This window comes from Streptomyces sp. 1222.5 (genome assembly GCF_900105245.1).
Lineage (GTDB): Bacteria > Actinomycetota > Actinomycetes > Streptomycetales > Streptomycetaceae > Streptomyces > Streptomyces albidocamelliae.
In genome coordinates, this window is the sequence record NZ_FNSZ01000001.1 from 1621605 (window position 1) to 1636550 (window position 14946).

The following is a 14946-nucleotide window of genomic DNA, read 5'->3' on the forward strand; positions in this document are numbered from 1 at the left end:
TCAAGCGCGAACATCATCAGGCTCCGTAACCCCTGGTGGCAACGCCTGTGGACAACTCATTGCCTGAGGAAAGTGATGTCGTATGGTCGACGGAGCGCCCGTCGACGAGCCGCGCCGGCGGGGCCGACCGCGAGGAGCCCCCGTGACGCAGCAGGTCCCGTCGACCGAGCCGGAGCTGGCCGGTGTGCGCAATTTCCGTGACGTGGGCGGGCTGCCCACCGTGGACGGTCGGCGGGTGCGCCAGGGAGTCCTGTTCCGCAGTGGCCATCTCGCGCACGCGACGCCGGCGGACGCGGCCTTCCTCGCCACCCTGGGCCTGCACACGATCTTCGACTTCCGCAACGCGGCCGACCAGAAGCTGGAGGGCCCCGACGTCGAACTGCCCGGCGTGCGGAACGTGAACCTGCCGTTGAGCGACCCGGCGGACGGCGCCGAGTTCTGGAAGATGGTGCGCGACGGCGATCTCGACCAGCTCCGCGCGATCCTCGACGGCGGCAAGGGCGCCGGCCGGATGATCGCCTCCTACCGGACGATCGTGAAGCAGCGCACCGGCGAGCACTCCCGGGTGCTGCACTCACTGGCGGAGGACAGCGTGCCCGCGCTGATGCACTGTGCGGCCGGCAAGGACCGCGCGGGCATCTCGATAGCCGTCACGCTGCTGGCCGTGGGTGTGGAGCGCGAGGCGATCGTCGCCGACTACCTGGAGTCCAACGCCAAGCACCGGCGCTACAAGGTCCGCCGCAGCGGCAGCCAGGACAGCGCGTACACGCCCGAGGTGATGGAGCTGCTCAGCCCGCTCTTCGACGCGCGCGCCGAGTACCTGGAGGCGGCGTTCGACAGCATCGAGGAGACCTGGGGCGGCGTGGACGCCTACCTGGAGAAGGGCCTCGGCCTCTCCGCCGGGTCCCGCGACCGCCTGCGCGCGCGCCTGCTGAACTGAGGGACCCGGGGGCCCGGCGCCGGGGACTCCGGGCCCACCGTGTCAGCCCTTGGCACCGACCGCGAAGAGCAGGTAGAGGAACGCGGCGAGGACATGGCCGAGGGCGATGTAGATGATCAGCCGGATCCAGAGGGAACGGGGGAACTTCTCCTCGAAGTCACTCATAGCAGTTCTCCGGTCAGCGGGCCCAGGCACAGCGTGGCCGTGGGGCTCTGCAGCAAGGTGTGGACGAACAGCAGCTCGACGCCGTCCTGGTCCTCGGCGGCGAGGCGGTGCGGGATGAGCGAGTCGAAATGCGCGCTGTCGCCGGGCGCGAGCAGATGGGCGGTGTCGCCGAGGCGCAGCCGCAGCCGCCCCTTGAGGACGTACAGCCACTCCTCGCCCGGGTGGACGCGCACGATGTCGCCCTGGGAGCCGTACGGCACCTGCACACGCAGGGCCTGCATGGCCCGGCCGGGGGCCCCGGCCTGGAGGTAGGTCCAGCCGCCCGCCCGGGTCGGCTCCATGTCGGTGGACCGCACGATCGCGTCCCGGTCGGCGACCCGCTCCCCCAGCAGTTCGGAGACGGTCGTACCGTAGATACGGGCGAGCGCGAGGAGCATCGGCAGCGAGGGCTGGCGGTGCCCGGTCTCCAGGCGGGACAGGTGGGCGGGCGAGAGCCCGGCGGCGCGGGCCGCGGCCTCCAGGGTGAGGCCGGCGCGCCGGCGCAGTGCGCGCAGCTGTGGCGCGACGGCCGGGAGGTCGTCGCCCTGGTCCGCCGGTGAGGGGGCGTCTGAGGCTTCCATGCCTCTATTGACCGTCATTTTTGCCTGTGCGGCAATTTTCTTGCCTCTGAGGCAAACCCCCCGCCACGGCCCTCGGCCCCACCGCGCTCGTCCTCGGGGTCCTGGCCGCGGCGGGCGTGTGGCCGGCGCTCACGTTCGGCCTGTTTGCGGTGATGCCGATCGCCGGAGGGCTCGCCGTCACGTTCGGCCTGATGGGCGCCCACCACGCCCGCCGTGGTCTCGGCCGGATGTGGACCGCCGTGACGGGAGCCGTCCTCGGCACGATCGGACTGCTCTACCCCTTCGTCCTGATCCTGTCCTTCTCCCTCTGAGGGGATCGCGCTCAGCGGTTCGCCACCGCCTGCTTGATCAGGGTCTTGCCGAAGTCCCACATCAGCCCGCCGCCGCTGTGCGCGTCGTCCATGACGGCGGTGAAGGCGTCCACGAACCGGTCCACGTCGGCCTCGTCGATGATCAGCGGCGGAATGAGCTTGATCACCTCCAGATGGTCGCCGGAGACCTGGGTGAGGATCCGGTGCCGTTGCAGCAGCGGTACGACGACCATCTGCGCGAACAGGCCCTTGCGCGCCGCCTGGAGCATGGCCCACCGGCTGCGCAGCTTCAGCGAGGACGGCCTGCCGAACTCGATGCCGATCATCAGGCCCCGGCCGCGCACGTCGGCCAGCAGCTCGTACGTGTCGATCAGTGCGGTGAGCCGGGACTTGAGCAGCTCACCGGTCGTCCGCACGCCCGCGACGATCTGCTCGTTCTCCATGACCGACAGCACGGCCAGACCGCACGCCATCGCCTGGGCGCCCGAGCCGAAGCTCGCCGAGTGGACCAGAACGCGGTCCATGGACGAGTAGACCTTCTTGAAGATCCACTCCTTGCCGAGGGTGGCACCGACCGGGACGTAGCCGCCGGAGAGCGCCTTGGCCACGCACACCAGGTCCGGTTCGACGCCGTCCTCGTGCTGGTAGGCGTAGAAGTCGCCGGTGCGACCGAGGCCGGTCTGCACCTCGTCGGCGATGAGCAGCGCCTTGTGCCTGCGCAGCAACTCCTGCGCGCCGCGCAGATAGCCGGGCGGCGCCTCGTGCACGCCCTTGCCCTGGATCGGCTCCACGATCAGGGCGGCCACGTCGCCCTTCTTCAACTCCCGTGCCAGGGCGTCGAGATCACCGAGGGGTACGGCGGTGTCCGGCAGCAGCGGGGCGAAGCCGTCGCGGAAGCCGCTCTCGCCGTTCACCGAGAGCGCGCCGGTGGTCAGGCCGTGGAAGGCGTGGTCGCAGTACAGGACACGCGGCCTGCCGGTGGCGTACCGGGCGAACTTCAGGGCCGTCTCGACCGCTTCGGTGCCGCTGTTGCCGAAGAACACCCGGTCCAGGTGCGGGCTGTGCGCGAGCAGCCGTTCGGCGAGCAGTCCGGGCAACGGCTGGCAGTCGAAGCGGGTGAGGTCGGCGAGATCGAGGTCGAGCACGTCGTGCAGCGCCTTGCGGACGACGGGGTGATGGCGGCCCAGGCCCATCACCCCGAACCCGGCGAGCATGTCCAAATAGTCGTTGCCGTCCGCGTCGAAGAAGTGGGCGCCCTCGGCACGCTCGTAGACCTTGTCGAAGCCGATGGTGTGCAGCATGCGCGGGAGCTGCGGGTTGAGATGCTTGGCGTGCAGCTCGTAGCGTTCGGCTCCACGCTCGGCGAGCAGGGCGCCGAGGTCGAACTCGGTGGTCATTCACTCTCCTTGGCTGTGCCGCCGGCGTCCCCGACGGCCAGGCTCGCGCTGATCCGCCCGGCGATCTCGACGGGCGTGAGTCCGATGTCGGCCAGGACCTCGCTGCGTTTGGCGTGCGCGAGGAACTGCTCGGGGACGCCGAACCGCCGTACCGGCACGTCCACGTCGGCGTCGCCGAGGGCGAGGGCCACGGCCGAACCGACGCCCGCCGCACGGCTGTTGTCCTCCACCACGGCCACCAGGCGGTGCCCGGCGGCGAGTCCGGGCAGGGCGGGGTCGACGGGCTTGACCCAGCGAGGGTCGACCACCGTGCAGGTGATGCCCCGGGCGTCCAGGAGTTCGGCGGCCTGGAGACACACCGGTGCCATCACTCCGACGGCCACCAGCAGCACCTCGGGGCGCTCGCCGCGGTGCAGGACGTCCAGGCCGCCCACCCGGTCGACCGACGGGATGTCCGGGCCGACGGACTCCTTCGGGAAGCGGACCAGGGTCGGCGCGTCGTCCACGGCGACCGCCTCGCGGAGCTGGGCCCGCAGCTGGCCGGCGTCGCGCGGGGCGGCGATCCTGAGGCCCGGGACGACCTGGAGGACCGACATGTCCCACATGCCGTTGTGGGAGGCCCCGTCCACGCCGGTGACACCCGCCCGGTCCAGTACGAAGGTCACCCCGCAGCGGTGGAGGGCCACGTCCATCAGCAGCTGGTCGAAGGCGCGGTTGAGGAAGGTGGCGTAGACGGCGACGACCGGGTGGAGGCCGCCGGCGGCGAGGCCGGCGGCGGAGACGGCCGCGTGCTGCTCGGCGATGCCCACGTCCCACACCCGGTCGGGGAAGCGCTCGGCGAACTTCCCGAGACCGACCGGATGCAGCATGGCCGCCGTGATCGCCACGACGTCCTCCCGCTCCTGGCCGATCCGCACGATCTCGTCGCCGAACACCGAGGTCCACGACGGTCCGCCGGCCGGCGTGAGCGGCGCGCAGGTGAGCGGGTCCATCACCCCGACGGTGTGGAAGTGGTCCTCCTCGTGGGCGAGGGCCGGTTCGTAGCCGCGGCCCTTCTCCGTGAGGCAGTGCACCAGGACCGGGCCGTGGAAGCGCTTCGCGCGACGCAGCGCGGACTCCACGGCGTTGATGTCGTGGCCGTCGATCGGACCGATGTACTTCAGCCCCAGGTCCTCGAACATGCCCTGTGGGGCGAAGGCGTCCTTGAACCCCTTCTTCGCGCCGTGCAGGGACTCGTAGAGCGTGCCGCCGACGACCGGGGTCCTCAGGAGTACGTCCTTCCCCCAGGCCAGCATCTTCTCGTAACCGTCCGTCGTGCGCAGGGTGGCCAGGTGGTTGGCGAGGCCACCGATGGTGGGGGCGTACGAGCGCTCGTTGTCGTTGACGACGATGATCAGCGGCCGGTCCTTGGCGGCGGCGATGTTGTTCAGCGCCTCCCAGGCCATGCCGCCGGTCAGCGCGCCGTCGCCGATGACCGCGACGACATGCCCCTGCTCACGCTGCACCTGGCGGGCCTTGGCGAGGCCGTCGGCCCAGCCGAGCGCCGTGGAGGCGTGGCTGTTCTCGATGACGTCGTGCTCGGACTCCTCGCGCGAGGGGTAGCCGGACAGGCCGCCCTTCGAGCGCAGCTTGGAGAAGTCCTGCCGTCCCGTCAGCAGCTTGTGCACATAGCTCTGATGACCGGTGTCCCACAGGATGCGGTCGACCGGCGACTCGAAGACCCGGTGGAGCGCGATGGACAGTTCCACCACCCCCAGGTTGGGCCCGAGATGACCGCCGGTCCGCGACACCGCGTGCACCAGGAACTCGCGTATCTCCTCGGACAGTCCGCCGAGTTCCGCCTCGGACAGCGCCTTCAGGTCGCGTGGTCCCCGGATCGTCTCCAGAATGGTCACGCTCGGGCCCCCTCTCGGTCCGTGCCTTGCCTCAACTCAACTGGTCTGCGGGGCCCGTCCGCTCGGCGAGCTTCATGGCCTCCTCGATGAGGGTCTCCACGATCCTGGACTCCGGGACGGTCTTGACGACCTCGCCCTTCACGAAGATCTGACCCTTGCCGTTGCCCGAGGCAACCCCGAGATCTGCCTCGCGGGCCTCGCCGGGACCGTTGACCACACACCCCATCACCGCGACCCGCAACGGCACCTCCATGCCGTCCAGACCCGCGGTGACCTCCTCGGCGAGCTTGTACACGTCGACCTGGGCGCGGCCGCAGGACGGGCAGGAGACGATCTCCAGGCCGCGCTGCTTGAGGTTCAGCGACTCCAGGATCTGGAGGCCGACCTTGACCTCCTCGGCCGGCGGGGCCGACAGGGAGACGCGGATGGTGTCGCCGATCCCCTGGGAGAGCAGGGCGCCGAAGGCGACGGCCGACTTGATGGTGCCCTGGAAGGCCGGGCCGGCCTCCGTGACCCCCAGGTGCAGGGGGTAGTCGCACGCCTCGGCGAGCTGGCGGTAGGCCTCGATCATGACGACCGGGTCGTTGTGCTTGACGGAGATCTTGATGTCGCGGAAGTCGTGCTCCTCGAACAGCGACGCCTCCCACAGCGCGCTCTCGACCAGCGCCTCCGGGGTCGCCTTGCCGTACTTCTGGAGCAGGCGGCGGTCCAGCGAACCGGCGTTGACGCCGATGCGGATCGGGGTGCCGTGGTCCTTGGCGGCCTTGGCGATCTCCCTGACCTTGTCGTCGAACTGCTTGATGTTGCCCGGGTTCACGCGGACCGCGGCGCAGCCGGCCTCGATCGCCGCGAAGACGTACTTGGGCTGGAAGTGGATGTCCGCGATCACCGGGATCTGCGACTTGCGGGCGATGGTCGCGAGGGCGTCGGCGTCGTCCTGGGTCGGGCAGGCCACCCGGACGATCTGGCAGCCGGACGCGGTCAGCTCGGCGATCTGCTGGAGGGTGGCGCCGATGTCCGACGTACGGGTCGTCGTCATCGACTGCACCGAGACCGGGGCTCCGCCCCCGACCGCCACCGGCCCGACCTGGATCTGCCGCGAACCGCGCCGCGGTGCGACCGGACGGGCCGGTACCTCGGGAACGCCCAAGGGAACGGCGGTCATCGCGTCACTCCCGGTTTCCGGAGACGGTCTCGCGCATGGCCCGCAGGGACTCCTTCAGGGAGCCCATCGTGGCGAGGACGGCGGTGGGCTCGTAGCCGCAGTGCGCCATGCAGTTGGCGCAGCGCGGATCCTTGCCGCGGCCGTACTTGTCCCAGTCGGTCTCCTCGATGAGTTCCCGGTACGTCGGCACGTATCCGTCGCTCATCAGGTAGCAGGGGCGCTGCCAGCCGAAGAGCGAGTAGTTCGGGATCGCCCACGCGGTGCACGGGAAGTCGACCTTGCCCTCCAGGAAGTCCAGGAAGAGCGGGGAGTGGTTCAGCCGCCACTTGCGGCGGTTGCCGCCCGCGAAGGCCTTCTTGAACAGCTCGCGGGTCTGCTCCACGCCGAGGAAGTGCTCCTGGTCGGGAGCCTTCTCGTAGGCGTAGGCGGGCGAGATCATCATCTCGTCGACCTGGAGGTCGTCGTTGAGGAAGTTGAGCACCTCGATGACGGTCTGCGGGGTGTCGGTGTTGAAGAAGGTCGAGTTGGTGGTCACCCGGAAGCCGCGCCGCTTGGCCTCCTTGATGGCCTCCACCGCCTCGTCGAACACACCCTCCTTCGCGACGGACTCGTCGTGCCGCTCGCGCAGCCCGTCGATGTGCACCGCGAAGGCGAAATAAGGGGAGGGCGTGAACTTGTCCATCTTCTTGCGCATCAGCATCGCGTTCGTGCACAGGAAGACGTACTTCTTCTTCGCCACCAACTGCCGCACGATCTCGTCGATCTGCGGGTGCATCAACGGTTCTCCACCGGCGATGGAGACCATCGGCGCACCGGACTCCAGCACGGCGCCCACGGCCTGGGCGACCGGCATGCGCTGCTTGAGCACACCCGCCGGATGCTGGATCTTGCCGCATCCCTCGCACTTGAGGTTGCAGGCGAAGAGCGGTTCCAGCTCGACGATGAGCGGAAACTTGTCCCGCCTACGAAGCTTCTGTTCAGCCAGGTAAGTAGCGACCTTGATGGACTGACGCAACGGCATGGCCATCTGGCTCACCTCCGGGGGAGCAGCAAGGAACGGTGCCATTCGATGAATGCTGGAAGAACGGAACGCAGGACGCGGAAAGCCGATATTCCACCGCGCACCGTGCCGATCCGGACGAGTTCGTGTTCAGGAGCGTCCACGACCACCCGTACAGCCGCGACGGGCCGGTCGCCGGCGCGCACCGCGCTCAGGAGCGTGGCCGCCGACTCCATGTCGACGGCGATCGCACCGGTCGCGAGCAGGTCGGAGCGCTCCGGGCCACGGACGACGTGGTCGGAGCCGGTGAGGGGGCCGGTGTGGACCGTGCGCCCGGGCAGCAGGCGCGCGAGTTCCTTCACCAGCAGCTCGGTGCCCACACAGGCGACCGTGCCGCGCGGGTCCCGGGTCTCCTCGGCGACGACCAGGTCGCCGGGGTGCATGCCGGGGGCGAGCCCGGCGCAGAAGCCGGTGGCCAGGACGGCCGCGTCGGCCAGCGCCGGGTCGCCGAGCCGCCCGGTGACGGAGCGTTCCGCCGCCCTGGGGCCCATGCCCGTGCGGACGACCGTGTACGGCCCGCCGGCGCCCCCGCGGTCGCCGGTGCGCAGGGCGAGGTGCTCGATGCCGAGCGCGCAGGCGATCAGCAGCGGGGCCGGACCGGGCTGGTTGGTCAACTCAGACCCCCTGTGCCTCGACGAGGGCCTTGCCGGCCTTGGCGAGCGGGGGCCGCTCGAAGGGGTCGCCGTGCAGGTACCGGCCGAGCGCGGTGAGCGGGAAGACCTGCCGGTACAGGTGGTAGTTGATGGAGAAGTCCCAGGGGAAGCCGGTGCCGGTGAAGTACGGCTCGTCCCAGGTGCCGTCCTCCCGCTGGGTGTCGGCCAGCCAGCGGACGCCGCGCTCGACGGCCTTGGAGTCCTTCTCCCCCGCCGCGAGCAGCGCCATCAGCGCCCACGCGGTCTGCGAGGCGGTGGAGGCGCCGTGGCCGCTCCACTCCTCGGCGTACTTGTAGGAGCGCAGGTCCTCGCCCCAGCCGCCGTCGTCGTTCTGGACGCCCTCCAGCCAGGCCACCGCCCGCCGGATCGCCGGGTGCGAGCCGGGCAGACCGGCCGCGGTGAGCGCCGGCACCACGGAGCCGGTGCCGTAGATGTAGTTGACGCCCCAGCGGCCGAACCAGGAGCCGTTCGCCTCCTGTTCGGCGAGGAGCCAGGCGATGCCGCGCCGGGCACGCGGGTCGTGGGCGAGGCCCTCGGCCGCGAGCATCTCGACCACGTGCGCGGTGACGTCCGCGGACGGCGGGTCGATGACCTCGCCGAAGTCGCAGAACGGCAGCCGGTTCGGGAACGGGCTGGTGTTGTCGACGTCGAAGGCGCCCCACGCGCCGTTCTTCGACTGCATGCCGAGGTTCCAGCGCACGGCCCGTCCGACGGCATGGTCGACGCGCTCGGGGTCGTGGTGCCTGACCCGGCGCAGGGCGAGGGCCACCTCGGCGGTGTCGTCGATGTCCGGGTAGTTGTCGTTGTGGAACTCGAACGCCCAGCCACCCGGCGGGAGTCCGGGGCGCTTCACGGCCCAGTCGCCGGGCCGGACGATCTCCTCGCCGAGCATCCAGTCGGCCGCCCGGACCAGCTGGGGGTGGTCGGCGGGCAGTCCCGCGTCGGCGAGCGCGATGGTGGCGAGGCAGGTGTCCCACACCGGGGACTGGCAGGCCTCGATCATCCGGGCGCCGTCCTCGCGCCATACGGCGAAACGGTCCAGCGAGGCGAGGCCCTCGCGCATCACCGGATGCCGGAGGTCGTAGCCCAGCAGGTGCAGGGCGATGACCGAGTAGACGGCCGGGGGCTGGATGCCGCCCCAGCAGCCGTCGTTCTCCTGCCGCTCGATGATCCAGCGGGCGGCGGCGTTCATCGCGGCCTTGCGCACACCGCGCGGAACGATCTTGCGCAGCTGGTGCAGCGCCTTGTCCAGCCGCTGGAAGGCGCCGTCCCAGCTGGCCACCGGCGCCAGGGGCTTGGCCGGGTTGGGGTCGGCCGGGTCGGTGTGCAGCTCGTCCAGCGGGAAGGGTGCCGGGCGCACCGGGCGCTTGGCCGAGACGACGGTGAGCGGCACGATCGTCTGCCGGGCCCAGCAGCCGAAGTCGTAGATGTTGAGCGGCATCCAGGTCGGGAACCAGATCAGCTCCGGCGGGAGTTCGGGTAGGTCCTCCCACTTCCACCAGCCGAACAGGGCGAGCCAGATCCGGGTGAAGACGCGGGCTGCGGCGATGCCGCCGCGTTCACGGATCCAGGCGGAGGCCTTCGCCATGTGGGGGGCGTCGGGCAGGTCGCCGGCCAGGCGGAGGGCGACGTACGCCTCGATGGTGGTGGACAGTTCGCCGGGTCCGCCGTAGAAGGTGGCCCAGGTGCCGTCCTCGCGCTGCTCGCCGCGGATGAACTTCGCGGCGGCCACGGCGGTCGACTCGTCGAGGATGCCCAGGAACTGACGGAGCAGCAGGTCCTCGGCGTCCATGGTGACGTTCGTCTCCAGGTCGCCCTTCCACCAGCCCTCGGCGTCCTGCCGGGCGAGCAGGAAGTCGGTGGCGCGCCTCGCGGCGTGCGCGGCGGCTTCCCGTACCCCGGCCGCCTCGGGGGTGGTGATGGCGGTGTCGCTGGCCGCGGCAGCGCGGGGCGGCAGGGTCGCCCCGGTGCTTCCGTCGGTCGTCGCTGTCATGGCTTCCCCTTCGTGCAGTCGTGCGAGTCGTGCTGCTGTGGGTCCGCCGTCGGCCGGTGTCCTGCCTCCGCGGGAGGCACCGGCCGGCGACTAAGCGAGGCGTGTCGAACCGATGGCGATCATCTCTTCCGTACGACGACGAAGTCGGCGAGTGCCGTGAAGGAGGCCCGCACCGGGTCGGGCATGTGGACGGCGTCGAGGGCCTCGACGGCGATGACGTGCTGGCGGCGTGCTTCCCCGGCGGTCCACTCGCGGCCGCCGGCCTCCTCGATGAGGGCCGCGCGTGCCGCGAACTCCTCCTCGGAGAAGTTCTCGAAGTCGCTGCTCTTGGCGTCGGCGGCGAGGATCTCGCCGAGCCGCTCCGAGGCCGGGCCGCCGGCCGCGAGGGCGGCCACCACCGGCAGGGACTTCTTGCGCTGGCGCAGATCGCTCCAGGTCTGCTTGCCGGTGGACTCCGGGTCGCCCCAGATGCCGAGGAGGTCGTCGACGGCCTGGAAGGCGAGGCCGAGGTGGTAGCCGTACTTCTCCAGCGCGTCGGCGGTGGCGTCGTCGGCGCCGCCGAGGACGGCGCCGATGGAGCTGGAGGCGGCGAGCAGGGCGCCGGTCTTGTTGCCCTCCATCTCCAGGCACTCCTCGACGCTGACCCGGTCGCGGTGCTCGTAGGAGATGTCCTGGGCCTGACCGTCGATCAGGGCGCGGGTGGCGGTGGTCAGCCGGCGGGTGGCGCGGCCGGCCTCGACGCTGCCGAGCTCCAGCAGGACCTCGTTGGCGAGGGCGAACAGGGCGTCGCCGACCAGGATCGCCTGGGCGGGGCCGTGCACCTTCCAGACGGTGTCGCGGTGGCGGCGCTGCTCGTCGCCGTCCATCAGATCGTCGTGCAGCAACGAGAAGTTGTGGACGAGTTCGACGGCGACGGCGCCGGGGACGCCCACCTCGGGCGCGGCACCGGTGACCTCGGCGGAGAGCACGGCGAGCGCGGGCCGTACGGCCTTGCCGCCGTCTCCGTCGGCCGGGTTGCCGGCCGCGTCGATCCAGCCGAAGTGGTAGGCGGCGACGGTGTCCATCGGAGGCGCCAGGCGGTCCACGGCCGCACGCAGGACCGGGGTGGCCAGGGTCCGGCCGCGCTCCAGCAGCGCGGTCACGTCCACCGCGGCCCGTGGAGCGGGCTTCGAGGCCGGGGGCACAGTGGGCACAGTCTCTCCTCTTGTTGCGGTACCGGGGGTGCGGGGGCCTGCCGCATGCTCCAGACCGGGCATCAGGCCGCCTCCTCGAACTCGAAGAGGTGGCGGGGGCGGGGCCGGCCCAGGGCGCTCAGCGCGGCGTCGGCCGCGCTCACTCCACTGCGGACCGCACTCTCCATGGTCGCGGGCCACCCTGTGGCGGTCCACGCTCCGGCCAGGTACAGGCCGGGGGACTTGGTGCGGGCGCCGGGCCGCAGCCGCCCGACGCCGGGGGTGGGGGCGAACGTCGCCGTGCGCTCCCGGGTCACGAAGAAGTCCTGCACCACGGCCGCCCGGGTGCCGGGGATCAGCCGCTCCAGCTCGGGCAGGTAGCGGTCGCGGAGGTCGGCGACCGGTGTGTCGATCTCGTCCTGGGCGGCCGACTGGGACAGCGCGAGGTACTGGCCCGTGCGCAGCCCCGAGGCGTGGGTGCGGTCGAAGACCCACTGCACGGGGGTGCCGAGGGCGGCGAAGAAGGGCTTCGCGAGCACCTTGCGGTCGTAGACGACGTGGACGTTGAGGATCGGCGCGGTGCCGATGTCGAGCAGCCGCCCCGGGTCGTCCAGGGCGCCGGGCGGCAGCAGGTCGTGGGTCTCGCGCTGGGGTACGGCGAGGACGACGGCGTCGGCGTGCAGCGTCTCGCCGGGAACCTGAACGTTCCAGCTCCCGTTCTCGTTGGAGGAGATGGAGGTGACGCGTGTACGGACCTCGGAACGCACGCCCGCGGAGTCGAGCGCCTTGCGGGCCAGCCGGTCGTGCAGTTCGCCCAGCGGGACATGGGCCCAGCCGATGTCGGCCGCGCCCGGGTCGGACAGCAGGCCGGTCTTGAACACCATCGCGGCGAGTCCCAGCGAGGCGTCGCCCGCGACCGCGTTGAGGGTGGCGACCCCGACCAGGTCCCACAGGGCCTCGACGGCGCGTGCCGACTGGCCGTGCGCGGCCAGCCAGCTGCCGAAGTCCTGGGTGTCCAGGGCCGGATCGGCGGGGTCGAGCCCCTGGAGCGCGAGCGCGGCCCGGCCCACGGCGGCACGCTCGACGAGCGAGAGATGCGGATAGGCGGCCAGGCTGCGCCCCAGGTGGAGGGGGACGGGCAGCGGGTCGCGCCGCAGCCGGCCGAGCCGGCGCCCTTCGGGACGGGCGACGTCGACGACGGGCACGTCCAGGCGGTCCTGCAGGGGCGCCAGGGCCGCGCCCTCGATCCGGTCGAGGAACCAGCGGTAGGCGGTGCAGCAGCGCAGGTACACGTGCTGGCCGTTGTCGACGGTCAGCTCGCCGCGCCGGAAGGAGAAGGCGAGGCCGCCGAGCCGGGGTCTGCCTTCGAGCAGGGTGACGCGGACGCCCGCGTCGGCGAGTGCGAGCGCCGCGGTGATGCCCGCGAGGCCGCCGCCGACCACGACGGCACTGCGGCCCGGGGCCTGCGGGGTGCCGTCGTGCTCCTGTGCGGGGCATGAGCCGTCGCTCATCGTGCGTCCTTCCGTGCGTGCCGGGCGTGCTGGTTGAACGGTGCACGCCCGGTCGTCGCAGTCAGGGACGCCACGCCGCAGCGGAGGGTTGCGTGCCGCATCCCCGCCGGTTCGCTCGGGTCCATCAGGTGCGCCTCCTGACGGTCCGCCAGGAGGCGTGGCGGGTCACGTGCCGGGCGTCGAGACCGGAGAGGCCGCGCACGGCGACGTACGCCTTCTCGTGTCCGGGCAGTGAGACCCGGCCGCGCAGGACGGCCTCCGGGTCGCGCTCGATGCGGTCCAGCAGCCGGCGGTAGATGCCCGCCATGGCGGCCACGCAGGCGCCGCTGCGCCGGTCGAGCATGGGGAGCAGCCGGTAGCCCTCGGCGAAGAGCGCCCGGGCGCGCCGCACCTCGAAGTGCACGAGGCCCGCGAAGTCGGAGCCCTCCGGCGGGGTCGGTCCGTCGAACCCGGCCGAGCAGCCGAACTTGGCGAGGTCGTCGGCGGGCAGATAGGTACGGCCGCCCTCGGCGTCCTCCCGGACGTCCCGGAGGATGTTGGTGAGCTGCAGCGCGAGTCCGAGGGTGTCGGCGTACTCGGAGGCCCGCTCGGCGCCGCGCGCCCCCGGTTCGGTGCCGAACACGCCGAGCGAGAGCCGGCCGATGGCACCGGCGACACACCGGCAGTAGACCTTCAGGTCGTCCCAGGTCTCGTAGGTCTCCCCGCGCACGTCCATCTGGACGCCGTCGATCAGCTCGTCGAGGCCGCCGAGCGGGATGGGGAAAGCGCGTGCGGCGTGAGTGAGGGCGACGGCCACCGGGTCGGTGTCGTCCTCCCTGACCTCGCCCGCGCGGACGCGGGCGAGCAGCGCGCGGGTGTCGTCGAGCCGTGCCACCTTGACCTCGTCGGCCAGGTCGCCGTCGCCGATGTCGTCCACCCGCCGGGAAAGCGCGTACAGCGCCGACATGGCGCGGCGCTTCGCCGTCGGCAGCAGCCGGATGCCGTAGGCGAAGTTACGGGCCTGCTGCCCGGTGACGGCCTCGCAGTAGCTGTACGCGGCGAGTACCGGAGCGGACACGTGCGGCGGAGAATCCACGGTCCGGATCACCCCTCTCCTCGCAGGATCGCGCCCGCCTCACGCAGCAGCTGGACCTTGCCGGGTCGGGGCGGGCCGGGAAGTACGTCGTATTCGGCGGCGGCGATCGCCCGGATCGCCGCCCTTCCCCCCGCCACGAACCCCGCGAGCAGCAGCTTCAGCCTGCCGTTGACGCTACCCACCAGGGGGGCGCCTTCATTCAGCAGATCGCGGGCGCGTTGACCTTCGTATGCAACCAGGGCGCGCACCGATGCGCTCGCGGTTTTCGCGGCGAGATCCGTTTCCTGCACGTGAAAGCGCTTCATGTCCTCGGCGGGCAGGTAGATCCGGTCGCGGCCGAGGTCCTCGGCGACGTCCTGGAGGTGCTCCACGATCTGCAGCGCGGTGCAGACGGCGTCGGACCGCCGGATCCGCTCGGGGGTCGCGGTGCCGGTGACGGCGAGGACGAGGCGGCCCACGGGGTTGGCGGACAGCTCGCAGTAGGCGAGGAGGTCGTCGTAGGTCTCGTAGCGGCGGACGAGCTGGTCCTGGCGGTTGGCGGCCATCAGCCCGAGGAACGGCTCGGGGGCGAGGGAGCGACGGCGGACGGTGAGCTGGAGGCGGCGCAGCAGCGGATGGCGCGGGGTGCCGTCGAAGACGCGGCGCAGGTCGGTCTCGAAGGCGTCGAGCAGGACGAGGCGGTCCTCGGCGTCGGTGGCCGACACGCCGAGCACGCGGGCGTCGCCCCCGCCGGGGGCCAGGTCGCCGTCGCCGATGTCGTCCACGAGGCGGGCGAAGCCGTAGACGGCCATGAGGTCGTCGCGCCAGGCCCTGGGCAGGAAGAACGGGGCCACGGGGAAGTTCTCGCTCGTGGCCTTGTCCAGGGTGGCGCGTTCCAGATCCGGCGCCGTGTCGCCGGCCGTCACCGGGCGCTGCCTGGCGCGGGGACGGCACATGCTGCGTTGAGCTGGGGAGTTTCCGTAGCCATTGCCGTCACATCTCCCGTTCTA

Annotated in this window: 15 protein-coding genes; 2 read left to right on the forward strand and 13 right to left on the reverse strand. The window is 71.6% G+C overall.

Features of this window, described 5'->3' with window-relative positions; genetic code table 11:
• Nucleotides 1-142 precede the first annotated feature (142 nt).
• The gene (locus BLW57_RS07350; protein WP_093473048.1) at nucleotides 143-940 is read left to right on the forward strand and encodes a tyrosine-protein phosphatase; all 798 of its coding nucleotides are present in this window, start codon (nucleotides 143-145) and stop codon (nucleotides 938-940) included.
• A 42-nt stretch (nucleotides 941-982) separates the two neighbouring features.
• Here BLW57_RS07350 and BLW57_RS07355 read toward each other — a convergent pair whose 3' ends face one another.
• Together BLW57_RS07355 and BLW57_RS07360 are read right to left on the reverse strand one after the other, a co-directional pair.
• A complete protein-coding gene (locus BLW57_RS07355) occupies nucleotides 983-1105 on the reverse strand; it encodes a DUF6126 family protein (protein ID WP_073891447.1) in 123 nt (40 codons plus the stop codon).
• Complete coding sequence (locus BLW57_RS07360) at nucleotides 1102-1725, reverse strand: helix-turn-helix domain-containing protein (protein ID WP_093473050.1); 624 nt, start codon at nucleotides 1723-1725, stop codon at nucleotides 1102-1104. The genes BLW57_RS07355 and BLW57_RS07360 overlap by 4 nt, the downstream gene beginning before the upstream one ends.
• Nucleotides 1726-1877: 152 nt before the next feature.
• Here BLW57_RS07360 and BLW57_RS41305 point away from each other — a divergent pair, with 152 nt between their 5' ends.
• Entirely contained in the window at nucleotides 1878-2036 is a 159-nt protein-coding gene (locus BLW57_RS41305; RefSeq protein WP_176985504.1) for a hypothetical protein, read from the forward strand.
• An 11-nt stretch (nucleotides 2037-2047) separates the two neighbouring features.
• Here BLW57_RS41305 and BLW57_RS07370 read toward each other — a convergent pair whose 3' ends face one another.
• From BLW57_RS07370 to hpnC, 11 genes are all read right to left on the reverse strand, one after another.
• Nucleotides 2048-3433, reverse strand: coding sequence for an aspartate aminotransferase family protein (locus BLW57_RS07370; protein ID WP_093473053.1), 1386 nt, complete (start codon nucleotides 3431-3433; stop codon nucleotides 2048-2050).
• Nucleotides 3430-5328, reverse strand: a complete 1899-nt coding sequence (dxs, locus tag BLW57_RS07375; RefSeq protein WP_093473054.1) for a 1-deoxy-D-xylulose-5-phosphate synthase — start codon at nucleotides 5326-5328, stop codon at nucleotides 3430-3432. Before dxs ends, BLW57_RS07370 begins: the two co-directional genes overlap by 4 nt.
• A 31-nt stretch (nucleotides 5329-5359) precedes the next feature.
• The gene (ispG, locus tag BLW57_RS07380) at nucleotides 5360-6493 is read right to left on the reverse strand and encodes a flavodoxin-dependent (E)-4-hydroxy-3-methylbut-2-enyl-diphosphate synthase (protein ID WP_093473056.1); all 1134 of its coding nucleotides are present in this window, start codon (nucleotides 6491-6493) and stop codon (nucleotides 5360-5362) included.
• Between the two features lie 4 nt (nucleotides 6494-6497).
• Nucleotides 6498-7520: an adenosyl-hopene transferase HpnH gene (gene hpnH / locus BLW57_RS07385; protein ID WP_093473057.1), complete on the reverse strand. Its 1023-nt coding sequence runs from the start codon at nucleotides 7518-7520 to the stop codon at nucleotides 6498-6500.
• A 5-nt stretch (nucleotides 7521-7525) separates the two neighbouring features.
• On the reverse strand, nucleotides 7526-8167 hold the full coding sequence (locus BLW57_RS07390; RefSeq protein WP_093473059.1) for a phosphorylase family protein: 642 nt from the start codon (nucleotides 8165-8167) through the stop codon (nucleotides 7526-7528).
• 1 nt (nucleotide 8168) lies between these two features.
• A complete protein-coding gene (gene shc, locus BLW57_RS07395) occupies nucleotides 8169-10199 on the reverse strand; it encodes a squalene--hopene cyclase (RefSeq protein WP_093473061.1) in 2031 nt (676 codons plus the stop codon).
• A gap of 119 nt (nucleotides 10200-10318) precedes the next feature.
• Nucleotides 10319-11455: a polyprenyl synthetase family protein gene (locus tag BLW57_RS07400; RefSeq protein WP_073891465.1), complete on the reverse strand. Its 1137-nt coding sequence runs from the start codon at nucleotides 11453-11455 to the stop codon at nucleotides 10319-10321.
• Entirely contained in the window at nucleotides 11455-12882 is a 1428-nt protein-coding gene (gene hpnE / locus BLW57_RS07405) for a hydroxysqualene dehydroxylase HpnE (RefSeq protein WP_093473062.1), read from the reverse strand. Before hpnE ends, BLW57_RS07400 begins: the two co-directional genes overlap by 1 nt.
• Nucleotides 12879-13007 carry a DUF6380 family protein gene (locus tag BLW57_RS43045; protein ID WP_371127778.1) on the reverse strand — a complete coding sequence of 43 codons (129 nt, stop codon included), beginning with the start codon at nucleotides 13005-13007 and terminating at the stop codon, nucleotides 12879-12881. Before BLW57_RS43045 ends, hpnE begins: the two co-directional genes overlap by 4 nt.
• Nucleotides 13007-13969: a presqualene diphosphate synthase HpnD gene (hpnD, locus tag BLW57_RS07410; RefSeq protein ID WP_093473064.1), complete on the reverse strand. Its 963-nt coding sequence runs from the start codon at nucleotides 13967-13969 to the stop codon at nucleotides 13007-13009. Before hpnD ends, BLW57_RS43045 begins: the two co-directional genes overlap by 1 nt.
• Nucleotides 13966-14862, reverse strand: coding sequence for a squalene synthase HpnC (gene hpnC, locus BLW57_RS07415; RefSeq protein WP_256339418.1), 897 nt, complete (start codon nucleotides 14860-14862; stop codon nucleotides 13966-13968). Before hpnC ends, hpnD begins: the two co-directional genes overlap by 4 nt.
• Between the last annotated feature and the right edge of the window lie 84 nt (nucleotides 14863-14946).

Bases quoted from the DNA above. Each gene is read 5' to 3' on its own strand.
- BLW57_RS07355 (WP_073891447.1), bottom strand. From the start codon at position 1,105: ATGAGTGACTTCGAGGAGAAGTTCCCCCGTTCCCTCTGGATCCGGCTG.
- BLW57_RS07360 (WP_093473050.1), bottom strand. From the start codon at position 1,725: ATGGAAGCCTCAGACGCCCCCTCACCGGCGGACCAGGGCGACGACCTC.
- BLW57_RS41305 (WP_176985504.1), top strand. From the start codon at position 1,878: ATGCCGATCGCCGGAGGGCTCGCCGTCACGTTCGGCCTGATGGGCGCC.
- BLW57_RS07370 (WP_093473053.1), bottom strand. From the start codon at position 3,433: ATGACCACCGAGTTCGACCTCGGCGCCCTGCTCGCCGAGCGTGGAGCC.
- ispG (WP_093473056.1), bottom strand. From the start codon at position 6,493: ATGACCGCCGTTCCCTTGGGCGTTCCCGAGGTACCGGCCCGTCCGGTC.
- hpnH (WP_093473057.1), bottom strand. From the start codon at position 7,520: ATGGCCATGCCGTTGCGTCAGTCCATCAAGGTCGCTACTTACCTGGCT.
- shc (WP_093473061.1), bottom strand. From the start codon at position 10,199: ATGACAGCGACGACCGACGGAAGCACCGGGGCGACCCTGCCGCCCCGC.
- BLW57_RS07400 (WP_073891465.1), bottom strand. From the start codon at position 11,455: ATGCCCGGTCTGGAGCATGCGGCAGGCCCCCGCACCCCCGGTACCGCA.
- hpnE (WP_093473062.1), bottom strand. From the start codon at position 12,882: ATGAGCGACGGCTCATGCCCCGCACAGGAGCACGACGGCACCCCGCAG.
- BLW57_RS43045 (WP_371127778.1), bottom strand. From the start codon at position 13,007: ATGGACCCGAGCGAACCGGCGGGGATGCGGCACGCAACCCTCCGCTGC.